The following is a 23,059-nucleotide window of genomic DNA, read 5'->3' as shown; positions in this document are numbered from 1 at the left end:
GCGAGCGGGTGTTACTTGAGGAGGCCGTTGACCTCGTCGTTTGCCTTCTTGAGGGCGTCGGCGGTCGGCGCCTGGCCGAGCACGACGGACTGGATGGCGTCCTGCACGCTCTGGCTGACCTCGTTGCCGTGGTCGGTGATCGGCAGGAAGAACGTGCCGCCGGCGGCGGTCGCCTCGTCGGTGAAGACGTGCACGTCCCGGCCGGCCGCCTTGTGGGCGGCGAGGGCCTTCTCGGTGCCGGACTTGATGGCCGGGAAGACGACCGCCTTGTCGCCGACGATGTTCTGGCAGTCGGGCGAGCCGAGGAACTTCACCCAGGCCCACGCCTCGGCCGGGTGCTTGGTGCCGGCGTAGATGGCGTCGGACAGGCCGTTGATGGCGGTCTTGCGGCCGGCCGGGCCGGTGGGCAGCGGCGCGAACGCGTACTTCTGCTTGGCGCCGTCACCGAGGTAGGTGCCGATCGTCCAGGAGCCGACGATGGTGAACGCGCCGGTGCCGGACTCCATCACCGCGTCGCGGCTGAGCGTGGACTGCTTGTCGAACTTGGGGGCGTAGCCGGCGTCGATGAGGTGCTTGAACCAGTCGATCGTCTGGGCCAGCTTGGGGTCGTCGTAGTTGTAGTGCGTGCCCCACGGGTTCTTGTCGAGGTAGGTGAACCCGTTCGACACGGCGAGGTCGCCCCAGCCGTTCTGGCCCTGCGCACCGTCGGCCCACTCGGGCAGGAAGCCGTACACCTTCACGTGCTTGGAGTCGAAGCCCGGGTCGAGGCCGTTCTTGCCGTTGGCGTCGACGGTGGCCGCCGCGATCGCCTTCTCGAACGTGCCGCCGTCGCTGGGGTTCCAGGTGAGGGCGTCCAGTCCGCTGGTGTCCTTCACGAGCTTGGTGTTGTAGACGACCGCCATCGTGTCCCAGTCCTTCGGCAGGCCGTACCGCTTGCCGTCCTTGGTGAACAGGTCGGCCAGGCCCGCCTGGTACTGGCTCAGGTCGACCTTGTCCTTGTCCACGTACGGCTGGATGTCGAGGATCTGGTTGCTGGTGACGAACTGGGCGTAGTACGACGCGTGGTCGGTCCAGACGTCCGGCGCGCTGCCGCTGGCGAGCTGGGTGGTGAGGTTCTGCCAGTACTGGTCCCAGGCGGTCTGGCTGAGCTTGACGGTGATGTTCGGGTTGGCCTTGGTGAACGCGTCCGCGCAGGCCTGGTACGCGGGAAGTTGCTTGTCGTCCCAGAGCCAGTAGTTGAGAGCGACGGGCCCGCCGCTGTCGGAGGAGTCGCCGTTGGAGCAGGCGACCAGGGACGTGGTGAGCGCAGCGGCGGTCAGCGCCGCCGCCAAGGATCGACGGAGCACGGGAGTTTTCCCTTCGGAGGGTTCTACTTGATTCCGGTGAAGTTGAGCGACTGGACGAGGCGCTTGCCGAGGAAGACGAGCAGCGCGAGGACGGGCAGGACGGAGAGCACGGACGCGGCCATCAGCCCGGTCCAGTCCGGCTGGGTGTTGGGGGACTGCTGGAGAAACACGCCGAGCGCGACGGTCAGCACCCGGGTCTGCTCCCCGCGGCCGACGAGCAGCGGCCACAGGAAGTCCTTCCACGCCCACACCGAGGTGGTGAGCGCGATCGTGATCAGCGGGCCGCGGCTCATCGGCATAACGACCCGCCAGAAGATGCCCCAGCGGCCGGCGCCGTCGATGACCGCCGCCTCCTCGACCTCCCGGGGCACGGAGAGGAAGAACTGGCGCAGGAAGAACACCGCGAACGGCGTCATCAGCAGCGACGGGGCGACCATGCCAGCGAACGTGTCGATCAGGCCGAGGTTCTTCACGAGGGTGAAGTTGGGCAGCAGCGTGAAGATCGGCGGGACCATCAGCGCCGCGATGAGCACGGCGAAGACGAAGTCGCGCCCCGGGAAGCGCAGGCGGGCGAACGCGTATCCCGCCATCGCGCAGCAGAACGTCTGCACGCCGGCGATGACCAGCGAGTAGATGCCCGAGTTGAGGGTGTACCGCAGGAAGTTGATTTTCGCGCCGGAGCCGCCGGCCTCCCGGGCGGTCTGGGCGTCGACCAGGCCCAGGATCCGCCAGAAATTGATCATCGTCGGATGGTGGGGGACGAGGCTGGTGCTGTCGGTGAAGATGTCGCCGGCCGGAGTGATCGCCGTGCGGACCATCCAGTAGAACGGGAAGATCGTCAGGAGAAGGAAGGCGATCAGGACGGCCCACGCGAAGAGACGGCCGGGATTGAGTCTCATGGCTGCCTCTCAGGCGAGATCGGAACGGGAGGCGCGCAGCAACCGCATCTGCACGAACGTGAGCAGGCCGAGGACCAGCACCAGGAACATGGCCGCCGCGGACGCGTAGCCCATGTGGAAGTACGTGAACGCCTGCTGGTAGATGTAGAAGTAGATGACCCGGGTGGCCCCGGCCGGATCGCCGGCGGTGGTGACGGCGACCGTGTCGAAGATCTGGAACGACCCGATCAGCGAGACCACGAGCACCAGCGCGAGCACGGGCCGCAGCAGGGGCAGCGTGATCTTGCGGAACATCCGGAGCTCGCCGGCGCCGTCCAGCGCCGCGCTCTCGTACAGGTGCTGGGGAATTTGCAGCATGCCGGCGTAGAGCAGCAGCGCGGTGTACCCGGTGTACGCCCACGTGTTGATCAGCGCGATCGACGGGAGCGCGCCGGTGGGCGAGGCCAGGAAGCCCTGCGTGCCGAGGCCGAGGCCGTTCAGCAGGTGGTTGACGAAGCCGAGGTTGGCGTCGAGCAGCCACATCCAGAGCAGGCCGACGGTCACGTTCGGCACCAGCCAGGGCAGCAGCAGCGTGGCGCGCAGGACGACCGAGCGGGTGAGCCGGTGCATCAGCGCGGCCAGGCCGAGCGCGATCAGCGTCTGCGAGCCGATGTTGATGACGACGTAGTACGCGGTGACCTTCATCGAGTCCCAGAACTTCGGGTCCTTGATCAGATCGGCGTAGTTGTCCGAGCCGACGAAGCGAGGGGTGTTGAGCAGGCTGTAGTCGGTGAGCGAGTACCACGCGCCGCGGACCGTCGGATACAGGTAGAACACCGCGAACCCGATCAGCACCGGCAGCAGGAACAGCCATGCCACCTGCCGGTCGTCGCGACGCCGCTTGCCGGTGACGACCGGCGTGACTCTGGGTGGCGCGGGCGCCGCGAGGGGAGGGGATGTCGTCACGATCCGTCCTCTTTCAGCTATCGAAGATCTTCGAGATTTGCGTCTTGCGGCGCGGGCCGGTCGGCCGCTAATAATGATGAAGCTCATGGAAACTTTGTCAACACCTCCTCGAAATCTCGTCCTCTCGTCGGAAGGTTGATCCATGCGCTTTGCCCGTGTAGTCACGCTCTGCGTGGTGGCCGCCGCGGTGCTCTTCGCGCCGCGGGCGGCGGTTGCCGCGCCCGCCGGTCCGCCACCTCGGCCGGCCCCGCCGTCCTCGCCCAGCCCCTCGCTGACCGACCACCCGCTCACCGCCGCGCCCAGCCCGCTGGACAACCCGCTCAAGGGCTTCGCCCGGTTCTACTTCCCCGGCGACGACCAGAGCCTCGGCTACCCGCGCTCGCTGTCCTGGAGCTACTTCGGCCTGTCCGAGGTGATGACCAGCGCCACCGACTGCGGCAGCTACAACTGGTCCATTGTGGACAATGCACTGAACGAGATCGCCTCGTACGGCAACCAGGCCGCGATCCGCCTCTACATGGAGTACCCCGGCGGCACCGGCAGCCACCCCGGCAACGCCATCCCGCACTGCTTCGACGGGCACGTCACCTACCGCAACAACACGTTCTGGGGCACCGTCTCGCCCGACTACGACAGCGCCTATCTGCTCACCGCGGTCTCCAACTTCATCGCGGCGTTCGGGGCCCGCTACGACGGCGATCCGCGGATCGGCTTCATCAACCTCGGCCTGGTCGGGCTGTGGGGCGAGTGGCACACCTGGCCGTTCGACACCGACACGGCCGACGGCTACCCCAACCTGATGCCTACCGACGCGCACGCCGCGCAGATCGTGACGGCCTTCGACAACGCGTTCAGCAGGACCAAGCTGGAGATCCGCTACCCGGACTCGGCCGGGGGCGCCGCGAACACCCGCGACATCGGGTACCACGACGACTCGTTCTGCTACCGGGAGGGCTCGCCGCTGGCCGGCGTCACGCTGCCGCAGTCACTCGGCGGCGCCGACTACGCCCAGCTGCAGCGCGCGCTGAACATGGGCGTCGAGAACAAGTGGATCACCGACTCGATGGGCGGCGAGGTGCGACCCGAGATCCAGAGCTCGGCGTTCACCTCGTGGCCGGGCGGCTCCGGGCAGGTCGACAACATGAAGGCCTGCATCGAGCTCGAGCACACCACCTGGAAGATCAACCAAACCAGCCAGAGCTACTCCGGCTCCGATCCCAACGTCGCGGCCGCGGTCCGATTGATGGGGTACGACCTGACGGCCACCCACGCGTACTACCCGAACTCGGTCACCGGCTCGACCGCCACCGTCGGCGTCACCATCGCCAATAACGGCGTCGCCCCGTTCTACTACCCGTGGACGGTCTCGCTCGGGCTCAAGAACTCGGCCGGCACGGTCGTCAAGACCTGGGACACCCCCTGGGATCTGCGTACCGTGATGCCGCTGAAGATCCGGGCGTTCCCGGACTGGAACGTCGGCGCCGACCCGGCCTACCGGGACTTCGGTTACCCGCAGTACTTCCAGACCAGCGTCAGCACGACCGGCGTGGCCGGCGGCTCGTACCAGCTCGTCCTGAAGGTCAAGAACCCGCTCGAGGCGCTCAGCCCGGCCGCCAAGAAGCTGCGCTTCGGCAACGCCACCCAGAACGCCGACGGCTGGCTGGGCCTCGGCTCGATCGGCGTCGGCAGCGGCGGCGGGACCGACACGACCGCGCCGTCCACGCCGACCGGGCTGGCCTCGCCGGCCCAGACGTCCGACAGCGTCTCGCTGAGCTGGAACGCGTCCACCGACAACGTCGGCGTGGCCGGCTACCAGGTGCTGCGCGGCGGCGCCCAGGTCGGCACCACGACCACCACCTCCTACACCGACACCGGGCTGACCGCGTCGACCGCGTACAGCTACTCGGTGCGGGCCTATGACGCCGCCGGCAACACGTCGGCCGCCTCGGCCGCGCTGAGCGTCTCCACCACGAGCGGGGGCGGCGGCACGCCCACCGGCCTGGTGCTCGACAACTACGACGGCACGCCGGCCTACCCGTCGGCCGCGCAGAACGACCTCGGCAAGTGGACCGGCGGCAACTGCTTCCTCAACGGCGGCGGCAACGGCGTCGTCTCCGGCGGGGCGCTGACCCTGCAGTACAACAACTGCGGCTGGTTCGGCAGCGACGTCAACCAGGACGTCTACGCGTACAAGTACCTGGTCGTCCGGATCAAGGGCGGGAACGCGGCCCACTTCAACCTGAGCCTGGGCGGCGTCACCAAGGTGTTCGGCGACTACGTCCTCGACGGCGGCGGCCACCCCGTGCTGACGAGCGACTACCAGGACATCAAGATCCCGATGGCCGCGAACGGCATCAGCCGCACCAGCCCGGCCCAGCTCGCCATGGGCTTCTGGTACGGCGGAAACAGCACGATCAGCATCGACAGCTTCTCCTTCTCGAATTGAGGAGAACGATGAGAAGACTCCTTGTCGCCGCGGCCGCCCTCGCCCTGATCCTGGCCGGTACGCCCGGAACAGCGCACGCCGCGACCACGACCGTCACCTACACCGGGGACCTCACCAGCGTCTTCGCCAACCCGGAGCGCGGCTTCCACAACCGCTACGAGATCGTGAACGACCCGGCCGTCAACGACTACGCCAGCAACACCATCCCCGGTTTCAACCCGGACATGCTCGACCGCACGTTCGCCCGCGCGCGGGCGGACGGCGACACCCTCATCCACAGCTACGTCCACCTCGACAAGTACCAGACCACCGACCTGCCGCAGGCACTGCTCGACAACCTCGGGACCGGCCTGGCCGCGATCCGGGCGCAGGGACTGAAGATCGTGCTCCGGTTCGCGTACGTCTGGGACGGCTACTCCGCCGTCACCGAGCCGCAGATGGAACGGCACCTCGACCAGCTCGCGCCGGTCCTGGCCGCCAACGCCGACGTTCTCATGCACCTGGAGGCCGGCTTCTTCGGCGCCTGGGGCGAATGGCACGAGAGCCCGTACACGGCCTCGTCCGAGGAGAGTCAGGCGCCCGTACGCTATCGCCTGGTCAAGAAATTGCTGGCGAGCACGCCGCCCACTATCCCGGTCGCGATCCGCTATCCGATCTTCAACTACGAGATGGCCCAGCGCACCACCCCGCCGGCCGGCTGCCCGCTGCCGGACAACTGCCTGCTGACCACGCAGGACTTCGACCGTATCGGCTTCCACGACGACTGCTTCCTGGCCGACTCGGCCGACATGGGCACCTACGACCAGAACTCCTGGCTCGGCTGGTTCGACGTCACCACCAAGAAGCAATGGGTGTACGACATGACGACGTCGACCGGGGGCAACAAGATCGTCGGCGGGGAGACGTGCAACTCCACCGGCGGCAACGACGCGGCCGGCGTCAACGCCCAGTACGAGCTCTCCCACCAGCACTGGACGGAGCTCAACGAGGACTACGCGCCGGTCAACATCGACCAGTGGAAGAGCACGACCGTGAGCAACCCGTCGGAGACCCTCTTCACGCGGGTCAAGCGGCTGCTCGGCTACCGGTTGCGGCTGGTCGACGCGACCTTCGGCAACCAGGCGACGGGCGGGGCCGCGTACACGTTCTCGGCCCACCTGGTCAACGACGGTTACGCGGGCGTCATCAAGCCTCGCCCGGTCTTCCTGGTCTTCGACGACGGCACCCACCGCTACAACGTGCCGCTGGCCGGCCTGGACCCGCGCACCTGGAAGCCGGGCGCGGTCACCGTTCCCACCCAGACGGTGACCCTGCCCGACATGGTGGCCGGGCAGTACAAGCTCGCGCTGTGGCTGCCCGACCAGGCGACCGGGCTGCGCGGCAACCCCGCGTACTCGATCCGCCTCGCCGACACCGGGATCTGGGACGGCGGCAAGGGCTACAACGTGCTGGCGAACGCGGTCACCGTGGGCGCCTGCACCGGTGGCTGCACGCCGCCGCCGGTGGACACCGCCGCGCCGACGACGCCGGCCGGGCTCGCCGTCACCGGCACCACCACGTCGTCGATCGGGCTCTCCTGGAACCCGGCCACCGACAACGTGGGCGTCACGGGGTACCTGGTGTTCCGCAACGGCACGCAGGTGGGCACGCCCACCGGCACGACGTTCACCGACTCGGGCCTGCCGAGCGGGTCGTCGTACACGTACACGGTCAAGGCCCGCGACGCGGCGGGCAACATCTCGGCCGCGTCGGCGCCGCTGACCGCCGCGACCGCCACCCCGCCACCGCCGGTGGGGCTGGTGCTCGACGACTTCGACGGCACGCCCGCCTACCCGTCCGCCGCCAAGAACGACCTCGGCAAGTGGACGGGCGGGAACTGCTTCCTCAACGGGGCCGGCAGCGGTGTCGTGAGTGGCGGGGCGCTGACTCTTCAGTACAACAACTGCGGCTGGTTCGGCAGCGACGTCAACACCGATCTGTCCGCGTACGGCTATCTCGTCGTTCGTATCAAGGGAGGAAACGCGGCCGACTTCAACGTCTCGCTGGGCGGCACGACCAAGGTCTTCGGCGACTTCGTCCTGGACGGCGGCGGCCATCCGGTGCTGACCGCCGCCTACCAGGACATCCGGATCCCGATGGCCGCCAACGGGATCAGCCGCACCAGCCCCGGGCAGCTCGCCATGGGCTTCTGGTACGGCGGGAACAGCACGATCTCGATCGAGAGCATCGGCTACCAGTAGTCAGATGGTCACCACCGTCCCGGTCAGCCTGGCCCGCTCCGCCGCCCACACGACGCGGTGCGAGGCCAGGCTGGCCGGCATGTCCGAGCTCAGCAGGGCCGGATCGCCGGCGGTGACGGCGGCCAGCAGGGCGTCGACCAGGCCGCCGTCACCGCCGTCGTGGCCGAAACTGTCCTCGGGGCCGCTCGCGTCGATCGTCTCGGTCTCGCCCGTGCGGAAATCGGTGACGGTGAGGAAACGACCGTCGCCGTCGACGCTGCCGTGACTGCCGAAGAGCCGGGTCTGCCGGCGCTGCATCGGGGTGAAGGCGGTCATCGTGAACGTGGCGGTCAGGCCCGAGGTGTAGCGCATGGCGACGACCTGGTTGTCGACCACGTCGTTGTCGCAGTCGTAGACGCAGCGGCCGTACGGTCCCTCGCGCAGCGCCTGGAGAACGGCCTCGCGCGAGCGCTCGGGGGTCACCGCCGGGAGCGGCCACTCGGCCATGTCGTCGTCGAGGCAGTTCAGGTAGAGACGCTTGGCCGAGTACGGGCAGGTCGACTCGACCGCGCAGTCCAGGCACCGGTCGGCCGCACCCTCGGGACGCTTGCCCGGGTGGAAGTGGGTGAGGCCGCCGAACGAGGCCACCTCGTGCGGGGCGCCCCCGATCAGGTAGGCGAGCCAGTCCAGGTCGTGGCACGACTTGGTGAGCAGCATCGGGCCGGACTCGGCGGTGTTGCGCCAGTTTCCGCGCACGAACGAGTGCGCCTGATGCCACCAGCCGACCGGCTCGAGGTGCTGCACGTTGATGAGCTCGCCGAGGCGGCCCGAGTCGATGAGGCTTTTCAGGGCGCGGGTGTACGGGGTGTAGCGCAGCACGTGGCAGACCGCGCCGATCACGCCGGCCGCCTCGACCGCGTCGGTGATGCGCCGGGCGTCGGGCTCGGTCGGCGCCATCGGCTTCTCCAGCAGCAGGTGGTAGCCGAGCCCGGCGAGCCGTACGGCGGGATCGGTGTGCATGCGGTCCTGGGTGGCGACGATCGCGACGTCGGCGAGGCGCCCGGCCGCCCCCAGTTCCTCCCAGCTCGCGAAGACCTGGGCCGGCTCCAGCGCGTGCGCGTCGGAAAAGGCCGAACGGCGAGCGGGGTCCGGCTCGGCGACCGCGACCACCCGCCCGCGTCCGCTCGCCTCGGCGAGCCGTGCGTAATGCCGGCCGCGCAGGCCGGCTCCGACTACGGCGAGCGTGACCACGTCGCCACCGGACTTGCGAACACTCGCGTACTTTGTAAACTCCATAGCAATATTTGCGGCCGATCGACTCCACGCGTCAAGGGGCAGACTGTGACTGAACAGGTCATCGCCGGTACCGACCTGTCTCGGCTGCGGGAACTCAACTCGTTGACGGTCGTCCGGGCCCTGCGCGACCAGCCGCCGACCACCGTCACCGAGCTCGCCAGTGTGACCGGTTTGTCCCGTCCGGCGGTCGATGTCATCGCCCAGGGCCTGGTCAGCAGCGGGTGGGCGACGGTCGTCGAGCCCGGCGGCAGCAGCACGGTCGGCCGGCCCGCCCGGCGCTACCGGTTCCGCGCCACCGCCGGTCACGTCATCGGCGTCGATGTGGGCGGCCACAAAATACTGGTGCTGCTGGCCGACCTCGACGGCAACGTGGTGCACACGGCCCGCCGCTCGGTCGCGGCCGACGCCGACCCGGCCTCGCGCCTGGCCGCCCTCGACGAGATCCTCGCCGCCTGCCTGCGCGACGCGGGAAAGACGGCGTCGGACATCTGGGCGGTCACGGTCGGCGTCACCGGCCCGGTCGACGCGAGTGGTAAGACCACGCTGTTCACGCCGCTGCCCGGCTGGCAAACGGTAGACCTGGCAACCCATTTGAGCGACAGATTCACCTGCCCGGTCATCGTCGAGAACGACTGCAAGCTGGCCGCGCTGGCCGAGCGCTGGCGGGGCACGGCCCGCGACGCGAACGACATCGTCTTCCTGCTGGCCGGCATGCGTATGGGCGCCGGTCTCATCATCGACGGGGTGCTGCGGCGGGGCTTCGGGGGAGCAGCCGGCGAGATCGGCGCCCTCAAGGCCGTGAAGTGGCTGACCGCCCCCTCCCACCTGCAGAGATGCCCCGGCGTTCCGCCGACGGTCGGGCCCGACGACGCGGCGGCCTGGGTCTTCAACGCGGCCCGCGACGGCAACCGGGACGCCCGCACGGCCGTCAACCGGTACGTGAAGGACGTGGCGATCGGCACGGCGGCGCTGGTACTGGCGCTCGACCCCCAGGTCGTCGTCTTCGGCGGTGGCTTCTCCCGGTCGGCCGACCTCGTGCTCGAGCCGCTGCATCGCGAGCTGCGGAAGCTGGTCCTGCGGATGCCGGAGGTGCGGGCGTCGACTCTCGGGGCGGACAGCGTCGCGCTGGGCGCGCTGCGGCTCGCGCTCAACGAGGTCGACCAGCGTCTCTTCTCGGTCGGGCTGAGCGCGCCGGTCGCCCCGCGCCGCTGAGGCGGCCTCCGCCTAAAGTCGTAGAGGCAAGACCCGTCTCATGTCGGACGCGCCCGATCTCGGGGATTCATACCGTTGGACCATGACGACAAACAAGGACGCCTGGGCCGGGACCGTGGTGAAGAAGTCCCGCGCGATGCTCGACGGTTCCAACCTCTACCGGCGCCTGAAGGTCCGGCTCGACGACGGGACCCAGATGGACGTCAAGGTCGGCCGGGACATGTGGAAGGAGCTCGCCGTCGGCGACCGCCTCGTGAAGCAGCAGGGCGAGGACCCGCGCCGCGGTTAGCCGAAAACCACGGGGCTGGCGAGGAAGAAGTCGTTGAGGGCGCGGCGGTCCGCCGGTTCGAGAGCTCTGCGCGGTACGGCCAGGTGCCGCCCACGGCCGAGCCGCACGACCCAGGTCGAGGGCCAGCGATCCACCCGGGTGACCTCGGCCCACGGCACGTCGGTGCGGCCTGCGGCGGTCACCTGCGTCATGCCGGTGGCCGTGAACTCGTACCGGAACGGTTGCGCGAACGTCTTGCGGCGCAGCATCCAGCCCGCCAGCGCGAGCACCTCGTAGACCGCCGGAATGACCAGGAAGAACACTCCGGCCGGCAGGAACGTGCTGCCGGGTTGCTTCCCGATCAGCCACTGCCCGAGCCCGATGGCGATGAACAGCAAGGGCAGCGCACGGCCGATGGCGGGCCGGACGCCGTAGGACGTCAGCGCCATCTTGCGGTACACGGCATAGGTAATCCTGATTTTCCCCGTGATCAACATGGGCGGCAGTATCGCATCGCGTTGCCTATCATCGTGCGACACCGTCACGGGGGAGAAGACAGATGAGCACGGATGCGCCAGTCCCGCGCCGCGGCCCGCTCGCCTGGGCGGGCAGGCTGGCCGGGCCGGTGCTCGTGAGCGCGCTGCTGGTCACGGGCGTGGTGTACCAGGTGTCGCACAAGGACGATCGGGACGACGCCATGGGCGCCTGCCGCGGCCGGCCGGAGACCGTGCGCGCGATCCGGGCGGAGCCGGTGCTCAACCAGCCGCCGCGCGCGGGCCCCCTCGACGAGCCGGTCGAGGCGTACTCGTGCAACACCGCGCCGCCGGCCGGCGACCTCATCAGCTTCGTCTCCAACGGCGCCGTCAGCCGGCGCCTGACGACGTCGACGTCCCCTGCGGACGTTCGCGCCTACTATGCCGACCTCGCCCGGCGCTCGGGCTGGACACCCGACGACACCAAAGCCGGCCTTTACTCGGCGACCAAACCGGACGGCAACTGCCCGTGGTGGTTCGTCCTGAGCGCCGAGAAGGCCGGCTTCGAGGTAAGCGTCTACTACCAGCCGATCGGCGTCCCCGCCGACGACTGCGAGTGGGCCTCCGGCGATCCCATGCTCATCCCGCTCACTCGGTGAACACCTTCACGGAGTCGGCGACCCCGCCGTTCCGGTTGACGCCGACGAAGAAGTCGCTTCCCACGTGGGTGATGTCTTCGATCTCGTCGGTCAGGGTGTTGCCCGGAACTCCGATGTCGCTCTCCACATCGCCGCCGGACCAGTTGTACTGATACACCCAGTTCCATCCGGTGTCGGGCGTCGAATCATTGATCGACTTGGTGTTCCAGATGTAGTTCTCCGAGCAGTCGATGCCTTGGTCGGAACGATTGTCGTGAGTCGTCAGGCTGCTCGTCACCAGCGTCCAGCCGCTGGTGAGCGCGCCGGCGCCGGGGTGGGTCCATAGCGAATTCAACCGCCGGGCGGCATATTTGCCGGCTCCGCCGGCCGCCGTCGCGCTGTAGCAGAGGCCGCTGATGTTGCCGGTCGGCAGATGCACTGTCGAGGTCGCGCCGATGGATCCGTCGGTGCCCAGGTGCACGATCGTCACATCGTCGCTCGGAAACGCGGATTGACTTCCCTGCGTGGCGATCAGGGCCGGCCCCCCGCCCAGATAGTTCGCGTTGTAGGCGAGGTCGTTGCCGTGGCCGAGCTCGGGCATGGAGATCGGCGCCCCGGAACAGATCCAGCTGGCGCCGTCCCAGGTCGTGCCGTCACGCACCCATCGGGACAGGACCGGCTCCCCGGCGCTTCCCTTCGAGAAGATGATGTAGAGCGCGCCACCCGGCCCCGCCACCATGCCCTCCAGGACGGTGCGACCCGCCCGGCACGCACTGCTGTTCGGGATGTTGAGCCGTTCCGCCCCGCTCCGGTCCGTAGCGGCGTAGGCCGGCGCCGTCACGGCAACAGTGATGCCGACGGCGAGCGCGAGCACGGACGCCACGCTGGATAGTTTCTTCACCTCGGTGTCCCTCCTTGGGGTGAGGCAGCGGAGCGTATCAATGGCCGCGGCCCCGCGGCGGCCCGCGTTCGTGACCAAATCGAGATCATCGACCGAACGCGCTTTACCCGTTGTTCATGAAATTGTTCCGGCTGGATGGCTGCGGTTCTCCCGTTCGTTGCTGCGCAACGGGAGTGCGCCGTCCGGCGTTTGTCCTATTTGGACGAATGATGGTCATAACGGGGAGCAGTGGATGTACCTATACGGGGTTTTTCAGCGACGCGGATGGCGGGCGCTGGGCGTGGCCGTGGCCGCGAGCACGATGATCATCGCTGGGGCGGGAGTGGCGTTCGGCGCGCCGCCCGACTCCGGCTCGACCGCGGTGGAGACGCCGCCGGGAGTGCGACCGGTCCGAGGGGTCGCGGCGGTACCGGCGAAGTTCGCCAAGCCGGCCGCCAAGCCGAAGCCGTACCGCGCAAGCCGGACCACCTGGCCGGAGGCGGGCGCGGTCGACGTGCCGGTGACCGCCACTCCGGCGCCGGCCAGATCCGCTCTGCAGGCCTCCCGCGGCCGCACCGCCGGTGGGCCGCGGACCCTGCACGTCACCGTCCTCGACCACGCCGCCGCCACCGCGGCCGGCGTCAAGGGAGTCCTGCTGACGGTCGCCGCGGACCAGGCCGGCGAGGCCCGGATCGGCCTGGACTACAGCGGTTTCGCCGAGGCCTACGGCGGCAACTACGGCGCCCACCTCGCGCTGTCCGCGTACCCGTCCTGTGTGCTCACGACGCCATCGGTCCCGGCCTGTCAGCGGCCGGCCCCGCTGGAGTCCACGAACGACCCCGGTACGCGGACCGTCGCCGCGACCGTCAGCGTTCCCGCGGCGAAGTCCCTGGTGCTGGCGGCGGCCGCGGCGGCCACCGGCGACGCGGGCGGCAGCAACCTCGGCACCTACAACGCGACCAGCCTCAGCCCGTCCGGCTCGTGGAGCAGCGGCGGCAGCGCGGGCAGCTTCGCGTACTCGTACCCGATGTCCGGCGCGGAGACGCCGTCGTCGCTCGAGCCCGGCATGAGCCTGTCCTACGACTCCGCGTCGGTCGACGGGATGACCGCGACCGTCGAGCCGCAGTCGTCGTGGGCCGGTGACGGCTGGTCGACCCCGGAGTCGTACATCGAGCAGTCGTTCCAGACCTGCTCGGAGAGCCCCGAGGGCTCCGCCGCGCCGGCCAAGACCTACGACCAGTGCTACGACGGGCCGATCTACTCGCTGTCGCTCAACGGCAAGACCAGCGCGCTGGTCTGGGACGCCGCGAAGCAGGTGCTCAAGACCGAGTCGGCCGGCGGCTCGGTCATCACCCACTACTGCGTCCTGCCCGCGGGCCAGACCTCGTTCGCGGACCCGACCTGCGTCGCGGGAACCGGCAACGCGACCGGCACCTATTACAACGACTGGTGGAAGATCACCGACCGGTCGGGCGCCTCGTACTCGTTCGGCCTCAACCACCTCCCCGGCTGGACCTCGTCCAAGACGGCGACCAGCTCGGTCGCCTACCAGCCGGTGTACGCGGCTCATTCGGGCGACCCGTGCTACTCGTCGGCGGGCTTCTCCTCGTCGGTCTGCACCATGCCGTACCGGTGGAACCTGGACTACGTCACCGACACGCACAGCAACGCGATGTCCTACTACTACGGGCAGGACGTCAACTACTACGGCGCTTACAACGGCGCCAGCATGAAGTCCTACGTCCGGGACCAGCACCTGCTGCACATCGACTACGGCTTCACCGACGGCAACGCCTACGGCACGGTGCCCAACCGGTACGCGTTCGGCACCGGCACCCGGTGCTTCGCCACCAACTGCGCGCTGACCGACGCCAACGCCGCCAACTGGCCGGACGTGCCGGTCGACCGGCTCTGCGCGTCCGGCGCGACCTGTAAGCAGTTCTCGCCGACGTACTTCTCCACCGTCCGGCTGACCAGCGTCGCCGCGCAGCAGTGGTCGGTGTCCGGGGCCAAGTACGTGGACCTGGACACCTACACCCTGACCCAGTCGATGCCGCAGGCCGGCGACGGCACGTCACCGGCGCTGTGGCTCGACAAGGTCGTGCACACGGCGGCCGCGACGGGCGCCGGCGGCGGGCACGCCACCGCGATCACGCTGCCCGCGGTGACCTTCGACCAGACCATGCAGATGGCCAACCGCACCGACGCCGGCGGGCTGCCGGCCTACTTCCGGTACCGGCTCGGCGCCATCCACACCGAGACCGGGTCGACCATCACCGTCGAGTACGGGCTGCCCCGGCCGTGTCCGTCGACCAAGCCGTCGGCCGCGTCCAACACGTACTCCTGCTACCCGGTCTCCTGGACCCCGGAGGGCTACACCGATCCGGTCATCGACTGGTTCAACAAGTACGCCGTGCTCTCCGTGCATCAGGACGACCCCACCGGCGGCGCCCGGGTGAAGATCACCTCGTACGACTACCCGGGCGGTGCGGCCTGGCACTACGACGACAACGAGCTGGTCAAGGCGAAGTACCGCACCTACGGCCAGTTCCGCGGTTACGGCGACGTCGTCACGTCCGTCGGCGACGGCACCAACGACCGCACGTCGAAGACCGAGACCACCTTCTACCGCGGCATGTCGAAGAACAACAGCACCACGGTCGTCAACGTGCCCGACTCCCTCGGCGGCGTGCACGAGGACGTGAACCAGCTCGCCGGGCGGCCGCTGGAGAGCAGCGCCTTCCTCGGCGACGTCGTCGACCACTCGAGCATCACCTCGTACTGGGTCTCCGACGCGGCCGCCTCCCGGTCCCGCACCGGCCTGCCCGCCCTGACCTCGCGGTGGGTGGCGCCGATCGAGCAGTTCTCCCGGCAGGCGGTCACCTCCGGCGGGACGACCACCTGGCGCTACACCGCCACCGACACCTCGTACGTCGACACGACGACCGATACGAACTTCGGCCTGCCGGTCCGGGAGTTCATGCACACCATCCCGGTCGACGCCAACTACAGCACCTGCGAGACCACGACCTACGCGGCCGCCAACACCGCCAAGAACCTGGTCGGCCTCGAATCGCAGAGCGAAACCCTCTCCGTGGCCTGCGGCGGCTACACGGCCGGCGGCGTGCCCTCGGTGCCGGGCAGCGTCAACACCCTCACCGCACCCGCCTCGGTGAGCCGTCCGGCCCAGGTCGTCAAGGCGTCCCGCACCTTCTACGACGATCCGAACTTCGCCACCACGTTCCCGCAGGCCACCGCCCCGTCCAAGGGCGACGTCACGATGACGCAGGTCGCCGACAACTACACCGGCGGCGCGTACTCCTGGCAGGTCGACGGGCAGGCCAAGTTCGACAGCGTCGGCCGGCAGACCGACACCTACGACGGCGCCGGCAACAACACGCACACCGGCTACGTCACCGACAGCCTCGGCCGGGTCACCGGCACCTCCATCACCGATGCCCTCGGGCACGCGTCGAGCACCACACAGGACGTCCAGCGCGGTGCGACCCTGTCCAGCACCGACCCGAACGGCGCGGTGATCGTGCGGCGGTACGACGCGCTGGGCCGAGCCGCCGCGGTGTGGCTCGACAGCCGGGCCGGGGTCGTCACCGACGACGCCTGGCCGACTCCGGCGGCGAACTTCGTGTACACCTACGCGATCAGCAACACCGGGCCGACCGCGGTCACCACCGACAAGCTGAACGAGCTGGGCGCCTACCAGACCTCGACGCTCCTCTACGACGGGCTGCTGCGGGAACGGCAGACCCAGGAGCCCACGCCGCGGGGCGGCCGCCTGATCAACGACACCCTCTACGACAGCCGCGGCTGGGTGTCGGCGAAGTACACCAACTGGTACGACGACAAGAACACACCCGGCACCACGACCGTCAACCCGACGGATCTGAAGGTCGGCGTGCCGATGCAGAACCTGTACACCTACAACTCGCTCGGCCAGGTCGTGATCGACCAGAGCGCGAAGGACGGCGTCGAGGTCTCGCACACCACGACCGTCTACAACGGCGACCGCACCACCGTCGTCCCGCCCGACGGCGGAACCGTCACCACCACCCGGATCGACCCGCTCGGCCGCACGGTCCAGCTCGACAGCTATCTGACCCGCCCGGCGCTCACCGTTCCCGGTGACACGTTCACCGGCCGGTTCGCCATCTCCGGCGGCAGCAGCCAGTCGATCAGCTACGGCTTCGACGGGCACGGGAAGCAGACCGTCACCACCCAGGCGCCGCTCGGCAGCATCGGGCCGACCTGGACGGACACGTACAACCTGCGCGGCCAGGTGACCCAGAAGTCCGACCCGGACGCCGGCACGACGACGAACATCAAGTACGACAAGGCCGGCAACCTCACCCAGAGCACCGACGGCCGCGGCAAGACGATCTCCTACAAGTACGACGCCCTCAACCGCAGGCTCGGCACGTACGCGTCCGCCGCCGACGCCCAGGTGGACGGCGCGGCGGGCAACCAGACCGCGGCCTGGGTGTACGACAACGCGAACAACGTCGCTGCCGTGACCCACGCCATCGGCCAGCTCACCACGTCGACCGCGTACATCGACCACCTCGCCTACACGACGCAGCAGACGGACTTCAACATCTTCGGTGAGTCGCTGGGCACCAGCCTCACGATCCCGAGCGGCGCCGAGGGCACCCTGGCCGGCACCTACCTGGCGAAGCACACCTACACGACCAACCTCGGGCTGCCGCTGCGCGACATCTACCAGGCCAAGGGCGGTCTTCCCGCCGAGCAGGTCCTGCACGGCTACCTCAGCCAGACGGACCTGCCCGACAGCCTGGCCGGCCTCGCGTCGTACACCCAGACCACCAGCTACGACGAGCTCGGCCGGCCCCTGGAGGCCAAGTTCGGGCCGTCCACCACCACGTTCTCCACGATCGGGTACTGGTACGACGAGAACACCGGCAAGACCACCAAACAGCTGATCAAGCGGACCGATGCCGGTGTCACCACGACAACCGATCAGCAGACGTACGCGTACGACAAGGCCGGCAACCTGACCGGGCAGACCGGCACCCGGTCGGGCAACGCCGCCACCGCCGAGACCCAGTGCTACCAGTACAACGGTCTCGACCAGCTCGCGGCGGCGTGGACGGCGAACGACCAGTGCGCCACCGCTCCGGCGGCCGGCAACTCGAGCATGGTCGTCGACGGGCTCGGCGCCGGCTCGGCGTACTGGACGACCTGGACGTTCGACGGGCTGGGCGACCGTAACAACCAGACCCAGCACGGTTTCAGCGGCGGACCGGCCGCCGACACCAGCACCAGCTACGGGTACGGGAACGGCGGCAACCAGCCGCACACCCTGACCTCCACCAGCACGACCGGCGCCAGCACCGGGTCGACCAGCTACGCCTACGACCTCGCCGGCAACATGACCGGTCGCAACGCCGGCCAGGGCAACCAGACCCTCACCTACGGCGACTCGGGACGGGTCACCGGCGTCAACGGTTCCACCAGCGGCAACTCCACCTTCAAGTACGACGCCGACGGGCAGCTGCTGGTCCAGAAGGATCCCGCCGCCACCACGCTGTACTTCGGCAACCAGCAGTACACGCTCACCACCGCGACCGGGGCGATCACCGGCACCCGCTACTACGACCTGCCGGGCGGCGGTCAGGCGATCCGGACCGGCACTACTGCCACCGCGTTCGGCTACGCGTTCGGCGACCAGCACGGCACGCCCTGCCTCTACCTCGACAACACCACCGCCAACCCGCGGTGGCGGCAGACCACGCCGTACGGCGCACCCCGCGGAGCATCGGTCGTCGCGCCCGACAACCGGGGCTTCCTCAACAAGCCGCTCGACGGCAGCACCGGCCTGACCATCGTCGGCGCCCGGCAGTACGACCCGGACACCGGCCGCTTCATCACCGACGACCCGCTGCTCGAGAAGACCGACCCCGGACAGCTCAACGGGTACAGCTATGCCAGCAACAACCCGATCACCTACAGCGACCCCAGCGGGCTCATCCACGGCTCCGCCAGCTGCACCGGCGGGATGGTCGGCGGGCCCGGCGCCTGCGACGGGCACGAGGATCCGAACTACGCCGGCCCGTCGCCCGAGAGCACGGGCGGCTACTCGAAGTCCAAGCAGGGCAAGTACGCGTCGAAGTACGACAAGCGCGACAACCGGGCGGTTCCCGACAGCGAGGACGAGCAGTCCCGGCGGAAGGTGGAGAAGATCCTCAAGAAGTACGGCTCCGACCGCAAGGTCTGCCTGGTGTGGAAGGCCTGCCTTCCGACTACCTGGGTCTCGGATGATGCCGCCCTTCCGGGGCCGCACGAGATGGCGATGTGCCACAAGATCGGCGCACGGCTCTGCTTCGAGTACTTCAAGGCCTACCAGGGGGCCCAGAAGGCCGCTCCCCAAGGGGACGCGTCGGTGTACAACCCGAAGTGGAACGCGCGGCACCACGGCATCTGGATGGCCCTCATGGTGGCGAATGGCATCTCACCGGAGGACGCCCGGCTCATCGGGATAGCCCACGAGCTGGACGCTCCCGCCAAAACCGGCGCGCCCGCGTGGCAAACCCGGGACTCGCGAATAGATGTCCACAACAACTCGGCGGGCATCGCGGTTGGCCTCGCCGCACGCGAGAAGTATCAGGCGTCGTCCGCACCTCACGACGATCCCTACCAGGTCGGAACGCCCAATCCGAGCAGCATGGCGGTGCAGATGGTGGAGCAGACTGTGAGCTCCGGCGGCTGCGGCTACAACGTCTGCTTCAGCCTGATGAACCGGTGATCCGAGGCCAGTGACGAAAGGGCGAGGCACCACGATGGCACTCATCAGGTTGCTCGGAGTGGCGTCGCTGGTGTCCGCCCTTTTGCTCGCCGGCTGCACCGGTCACGCCGACGACTCCGGGACGGTGCTGGTGGCCGGTACCTCGACGATCGGTCCCTCGGACACCCCCGCCTGGCTCGCCGACGGGATGGTCTACTACCTCGCCGCGGTGGGCGGTGAGTCCGACTCGCCGCTGCACCTGTACCGGACGCCGGCGGACGGCAAGGGGAAGGCCCGGGAGATCCATCTGAGCGGGGTCACCTTCTGCCGGATTCCCTACCTCACCAGCCTCCGCCGGCTCCCGGACGGCGGGCTGGGCGCCGTGCTGGTGTGCGCGCAGGAAGACGGCTCGGCGACCCTGGTCTCCATCGACCCGGCCTCCGGGCGCGTCGCAAAGATCTCCGGGCTCTACGGCGGCGACGACGGCATCTGGTCGACCGCGGAGAACAAGGGCTGGTCGGCGTACTCCCAGGACGGCTGCGCGAGCATCGAGCCCATCGACCGGAAGGGCTGGTCGGCGGTCCCGCCGCTCGAGCCGGCGTCGTTGCTCCCGTGGGACCTCGACGCCGACTTCGCGGCGGGGGCGGGGGACTGCACGCCGCGCGGGATGATCGGTTTCCCCGCGGCCGCGCCGACCATGGACCGGATCGTCGTGCTGGCCTCGCCCGAGGCCGCCGGGGTCGACCCCGGCGACCTCGGCGACGGCCGGAAAGATCTCCCCTGGCATCTGTACGGGATCGACCTGGCGTCCCGGCAGATCCGGCAGATCGGCGGCAGCTTCGTCGAGCCGAAGGGCATCGCCGTGGCGGGCGGCACCGCCCTCGTCACCGCCCGGCAGGGCCTCTACGCCGTCGACCTGGCCAGCGGCGCCACCCGGACGATCGCCGAGGGCGACTTCGGCGCGCCCGGGCTGTCACCGGACGGCCGCTCGGCCGTCTTCGTCAAGTTCCCGGACCCCGGGTACCCCAAGCTCCTGAAGCGGGAGATCTCCTAGCCGGAGACCCAGCCGGCGTGGCGGGCCGCGGCCAGCGCCCTCGACAGGGCAGCCCCGCCCTCCCGCTCCATCCGGAGCCGCTCGTCCCGGAACACCCGATCAGGGTCCGAGGAGCCCATGAGCAGCGCGGCCTCGCGGACGCGGCACGTCTCCTCGGCGTCCCTCATGACCGTGGCGACCTCCCAGGCGCGGGGCTCCGGCTTCAGCACGGCCCGATGGCACACCGACCAGAAGGAACAGGTGCTGTATTCGTACGTGCCGAACTGCGTCTCTTCCTCGTCCGGGCGGGCCAGCATCAGCGCTGCGCCCGCCACCACCATGCGGGCGTACCTGAAGCCGGCGTCGCCGGGGCCCTCGTCCGACTCGAAGCCGTCGAACGGCTCGATGACCCGGATCTGCTCGTCCAGCGTCCCGAGCGAGTCGCGGCCCCGCACCTCGCAGATCTCGGCCGCCGCCTCCACGAACGATGCCCCGGTCGCGGCGAGGATCGGCAGCATGCGCAGCACCCGCAGCGCGCCGAGCACCCGCAGCTTGGCCGGCTCGCCCAGGATCGCCTCGCGGAGCGGCGCCGTGACATCGTCGTGATACCGCCCCCGCTCCTGGTCGTGCCGGACACCGCCCAGATCCCCGGGAACCCAGGACACGGAGGTGGGCCGTTTCCCCGTCGCGGTCCGGCAGAACTCCTCCACCGCCTCGCGGATCCGGGCGACCGGCAGCGTGCTGCGCGGGTCGAAGGTCTGCGGGCCGCCCGGCTCCGCGAGGACCAGCGGATCGAACGCCGGCGGACTCGGGTTGTCGGTCAGCCAGCATCCCTGGTCGGCCACGTACCAGATGAGGCTGCCGTACCCGGTGAACGAGTTCACCCGGACGTGGAGACGACTCTCGCCGATCGACAGCGCGACCTGGTCACCCACGCCGAAGCTGGGGAACCAGGTGTGCTGCCACCGCATGATCCGGTCGAGCAGCTCGGACGTCTCCGGCCACGTCCGCGGGTGATACCGGGCGCCGTCGACCACGACATTCAGGACCATCGACGCCATGATCGCAGGCGGGATACGCCCGTTCGTGCCGGGGGTGTAACAGATCCCGGGAGGGGCGCGCTCTTATTCCTGCGGCGCCGGCGGACGAAGGGGACTGGTCATGTCGAATCAAGTGGTGGGTGGGCGTTACCGCCTCCAGCGGCCGCTGGGCCGCGGCGCCACCGCCACCGTGTGGCAGGCGTGCGACACCCGGCTGGAGCGCGGCGCCGCGGTGAAGATCCTCAACTCCCGGTCCCGGGCCGACCCCGCCGCCATGGAGCGACTACGCCGCGAGGCCCGGTCGGTGGCCCGGCTCGATCACGACAACATCGTCGGGATGTACGACGTCGACATCGCCGACGATGCCGCGTACCTGGTCATGGAGCTGGTGGACGGTCGCAGCCTGACCGAGCTGCTCGCTGTGGAGGGGCGCCTGCCGTTCGAGCAGGCAACGTCGATCGCCGCCCAGATCTGTGACGCGCTCGGCGCGGCGCACGCGGCCGGCGTCGTGCACCGCGACATCAAGCCGTCGAACATCCTCGTCGGCCCGTCGGGGGTGGTGAAGGTCTGTGACTTCGGCGTCGCGCTGCTCGACCTGGTCGGCGGTGACGCGGCGCTGACCGGCGCCGGCAACGTGGTGGGAACCTGCCAGTACATGGCGCCCGAGCAGGCGGCCGGCGACCCGGTCGACGGCCGGGCCGACCTGTACGCGGTGGGTTGTGTGCTGTACGCGATGCTGGCCGGTGCCCCGCCGTTCGCCGCCGACGATCCGATCGACGTACTCGATCTGCACCTGAACGAGCCACCGGTGCCGCTGCGGGCTCACCGCGACGACGTGCCGTCCGACCTGCATCGGCTGGTGGACGAGATGCTCGCCAAGCACCCCGCCGATCGGCCCGCGACGGCCTGGTCGGTCCGGGATCGGCTGCGGGCGATCGGCGACGTGGCGGCCCCGGAGCCGGCCGCCGCGGTCGCGCCGACCGTGCTGGTGCCGGCGGTGACGCGGACGGACGGCCGGCACCGGACGGCGGTGCTCCCCGCGCGGCACCGCCGGTGGCCGCTCGACCGGCTGCTCGTGCTCGGCATCGGTGCGGTCGCCGCGGCCGCGCTGGCGACAATCCTCGTGGTGTCGCTGATGACCAGTGGCGGGCGGCCGGAGACCTCCGTCGGCGAGCCACCGTCGGCGCCGACGGCGTCCCCGGAGGCCGTCGTGCCTCCGGTCGAGCCCTCGTCGTCCGCCCCCGCCGGGATCGCCTCGCCGGTGCCGCCGGCCAACGCGGCCACCTCGGCGTACCCGTCCGCCACGCCGAGAGACCGGCTCATCGCCCTGGCCATGCTGCTCCAGCAGGACGCCGACTCCGGCCGCCTGCGCCCGAAGGCAGCCAAGGGGCTGCTGCGCGACATCGAGGGCGTCGTCCGCGCCCTGGACGCCGGCCGGACCGACGAGGCGGCCGAGAGGTTCGGCGAGTTTCGCGATCGGGTCGGCGGGCTGCGCGCGGACGGTGACCTTACCGGTGTCGTCCTGCCGGACCTCGGCGCGATCGCGCTGTCCCTCGGCGCCGGGTGAGCCGGGGCGCCGGAGCCGGACGACCGATGTCGGCGGGCCC

15 protein-coding genes are annotated in these 23,059 nt (G+C 69.7%); 8 read left to right on the top strand and 7 right to left on the bottom strand.

Annotated elements, in window-relative coordinates; all coding sequences use genetic code 11:
- Nucleotides 1–11: 11 nt before the first annotated feature.
- Genes A3CQ_RS0101780 through A3CQ_RS0101770 form a run of 3 tightly spaced genes read right to left on the bottom strand, consistent with a single transcriptional unit; the run spans nucleotide 12 to nucleotide 3,190 of the window.
- Nucleotides 12–1,346 carry an ABC transporter substrate-binding protein gene (locus A3CQ_RS0101780; protein ID WP_040431242.1) on the bottom strand — a complete coding sequence of 445 codons (1,335 nt, stop codon included), beginning with the start codon at nucleotides 1,344–1,346 and terminating at the stop codon, nucleotides 12–14.
- A gap of 23 nt (nucleotides 1,347–1,369) precedes the next feature.
- Complete coding sequence (locus tag A3CQ_RS0101775) at nucleotides 1,370–2,245, bottom strand: carbohydrate ABC transporter permease (protein WP_020509194.1); 876 nt, start codon at nucleotides 2,243–2,245, stop codon at nucleotides 1,370–1,372.
- 9 nt (nucleotides 2,246–2,254) lie between these two features.
- A complete protein-coding gene (locus A3CQ_RS0101770) occupies nucleotides 2,255–3,190 on the bottom strand; it encodes a carbohydrate ABC transporter permease (protein ID WP_245576968.1) in 936 nt (311 codons plus the stop codon).
- Between the two features lie 142 nt (nucleotides 3,191–3,332).
- On the opposite strand from A3CQ_RS0101770, the gene A3CQ_RS51055 reads away from it, so the two are divergent.
- Together A3CQ_RS51055 and A3CQ_RS58620 are read left to right on the top strand one after the other, a co-directional pair.
- A complete protein-coding gene (locus tag A3CQ_RS51055; protein WP_020509192.1) occupies nucleotides 3,333–5,636 on the top strand; it encodes a DUF4832 domain-containing protein in 2,304 nt (767 codons plus the stop codon).
- A gap of 8 nt (nucleotides 5,637–5,644) precedes the next feature.
- On the top strand, nucleotides 5,645–7,876 hold the full coding sequence (locus tag A3CQ_RS58620; protein WP_020509191.1) for a DUF4832 domain-containing protein: 2,232 nt from the start codon (nucleotides 5,645–5,647) through the stop codon (nucleotides 7,874–7,876).
- Here A3CQ_RS58620 and A3CQ_RS0101755 read toward each other — a convergent pair whose 3' ends face one another.
- Nucleotides 7,877–9,151 carry a Gfo/Idh/MocA family protein gene (locus A3CQ_RS0101755; protein ID WP_051115117.1) on the bottom strand — a complete coding sequence of 425 codons (1,275 nt, stop codon included), beginning with the start codon at nucleotides 9,149–9,151 and terminating at the stop codon, nucleotides 7,877–7,879.
- A gap of 45 nt (nucleotides 9,152–9,196) precedes the next feature.
- Between A3CQ_RS0101755 and A3CQ_RS0101750 the strand changes: the two genes are divergently transcribed.
- Together A3CQ_RS0101750 and A3CQ_RS0101745 are read left to right on the top strand one after the other, a co-directional pair.
- Nucleotides 9,197–10,363: an ROK family transcriptional regulator gene (locus tag A3CQ_RS0101750; protein WP_020509189.1), complete on the top strand. Its 1,167-nt coding sequence runs from the start codon at nucleotides 9,197–9,199 to the stop codon at nucleotides 10,361–10,363.
- Nucleotides 10,364–10,445: 82 nt separating this feature from the next.
- Nucleotides 10,446–10,652, top strand: coding sequence for a DUF7489 domain-containing protein (locus tag A3CQ_RS0101745; RefSeq protein WP_026205190.1), 207 nt, complete (start codon nucleotides 10,446–10,448; stop codon nucleotides 10,650–10,652).
- Here the strand turns inward: A3CQ_RS0101745 and A3CQ_RS0101740 are convergent.
- On the bottom strand, nucleotides 10,649–11,128 hold the full coding sequence (locus A3CQ_RS0101740) for a YcxB family protein (RefSeq protein ID WP_084698861.1): 480 nt from the start codon (nucleotides 11,126–11,128) through the stop codon (nucleotides 10,649–10,651). The genes A3CQ_RS0101745 and A3CQ_RS0101740 overlap by 4 nt on opposite strands.
- 62 nt (nucleotides 11,129–11,190) lie before the next feature.
- Between A3CQ_RS0101740 and A3CQ_RS0101735 the strand changes: the two genes are divergently transcribed.
- Complete coding sequence (locus tag A3CQ_RS0101735; protein ID WP_020509186.1) at nucleotides 11,191–11,763, top strand: hypothetical protein; 573 nt, start codon at nucleotides 11,191–11,193, stop codon at nucleotides 11,761–11,763.
- On the opposite strand, the gene A3CQ_RS0101730 is transcribed toward A3CQ_RS0101735, so the two are convergent.
- Nucleotides 11,753–12,643, bottom strand: coding sequence for a hypothetical protein (locus A3CQ_RS0101730; RefSeq protein ID WP_157295167.1), 891 nt, complete (start codon nucleotides 12,641–12,643; stop codon nucleotides 11,753–11,755). The genes A3CQ_RS0101735 and A3CQ_RS0101730 overlap by 11 nt on opposite strands.
- Before the next feature lie 232 nt (nucleotides 12,644–12,875).
- On the opposite strand from A3CQ_RS0101730, the gene A3CQ_RS0101725 reads away from it, so the two are divergent.
- Complete coding sequence (locus A3CQ_RS0101725; RefSeq protein WP_157295165.1) at nucleotides 12,876–19,400, top strand: RHS repeat-associated core domain-containing protein; 6,525 nt, start codon at nucleotides 12,876–12,878, stop codon at nucleotides 19,398–19,400.
- Nucleotides 19,401–19,434: 34 nt separating this feature from the next.
- Nucleotides 19,435–20,433: a TolB-like translocation protein gene (locus A3CQ_RS0101720; protein WP_020509183.1), complete on the top strand. Its 999-nt coding sequence runs from the start codon at nucleotides 19,435–19,437 to the stop codon at nucleotides 20,431–20,433.
- On the opposite strand, the gene A3CQ_RS0101715 is transcribed toward A3CQ_RS0101720, so the two are convergent.
- The gene (locus tag A3CQ_RS0101715; RefSeq protein WP_040431240.1) at nucleotides 20,430–21,464 is read right to left on the bottom strand and encodes an Imm1 family immunity protein; all 1,035 of its coding nucleotides are present in this window, start codon (nucleotides 21,462–21,464) and stop codon (nucleotides 20,430–20,432) included. The two genes, A3CQ_RS0101720 and A3CQ_RS0101715, sit on opposite strands and share 4 nt — an antisense overlap.
- Before the next feature lie 109 nt (nucleotides 21,465–21,573).
- Between A3CQ_RS0101715 and A3CQ_RS51045 the strand changes: the two genes are divergently transcribed.
- Nucleotides 21,574–23,019 carry a serine/threonine-protein kinase gene (locus A3CQ_RS51045; protein ID WP_084698860.1) on the top strand — a complete coding sequence of 482 codons (1,446 nt, stop codon included), beginning with the start codon at nucleotides 21,574–21,576 and terminating at the stop codon, nucleotides 23,017–23,019.
- Nucleotides 23,020–23,059 lie beyond the last annotated feature (40 nt).

Source organism: Paractinoplanes globisporus DSM 43857, assembly GCF_000379645.1.
Lineage (GTDB): Bacteria > Actinomycetota > Actinomycetes > Mycobacteriales > Micromonosporaceae > Actinoplanes > Actinoplanes globisporus.
Note: the sequence above shows the minus strand (reverse complement) of the source record. Positions and strands in the feature narration are given on the sequence as shown.

Bases quoted from the DNA above. Each gene is read 5' to 3' on its own strand.
- A3CQ_RS0101720 (WP_020509183.1), top strand. From the start codon at position 19,435: ATGGCACTCATCAGGTTGCTCGGAGTGGCGTCGCTGGTGTCCGCCCTT.
- A3CQ_RS0101775 (WP_020509194.1), bottom strand. From the start codon at position 2,245: ATGAGACTCAATCCCGGCCGTCTCTTCGCGTGGGCCGTCCTGATCGCC.
- A3CQ_RS0101755 (WP_051115117.1), bottom strand. From the start codon at position 9,151: ATGGAGTTTACAAAGTACGCGAGTGTTCGCAAGTCCGGTGGCGACGTG.
- A3CQ_RS0101740 (WP_084698861.1), bottom strand. From the start codon at position 11,128: ATGTTGATCACGGGGAAAATCAGGATTACCTATGCCGTGTACCGCAAG.
- A3CQ_RS51045 (WP_084698860.1), top strand. From the start codon at position 21,574: ATGTCGAATCAAGTGGTGGGTGGGCGTTACCGCCTCCAGCGGCCGCTG.
- A3CQ_RS58620 (WP_020509191.1), top strand. From the start codon at position 5,645: ATGAGAAGACTCCTTGTCGCCGCGGCCGCCCTCGCCCTGATCCTGGCC.
- A3CQ_RS0101725 (WP_157295165.1), top strand. From the start codon at position 12,876: ATGTACCTATACGGGGTTTTTCAGCGACGCGGATGGCGGGCGCTGGGC.
- A3CQ_RS51055 (WP_020509192.1), top strand. From the start codon at position 3,333: ATGCGCTTTGCCCGTGTAGTCACGCTCTGCGTGGTGGCCGCCGCGGTG.
- A3CQ_RS0101735 (WP_020509186.1), top strand. From the start codon at position 11,191: ATGAGCACGGATGCGCCAGTCCCGCGCCGCGGCCCGCTCGCCTGGGCG.
- A3CQ_RS0101715 (WP_040431240.1), bottom strand. From the start codon at position 21,464: ATGGTCCTGAATGTCGTGGTCGACGGCGCCCGGTATCACCCGCGGACG.
- A3CQ_RS0101745 (WP_026205190.1), top strand. From the start codon at position 10,446: ATGACGACAAACAAGGACGCCTGGGCCGGGACCGTGGTGAAGAAGTCC.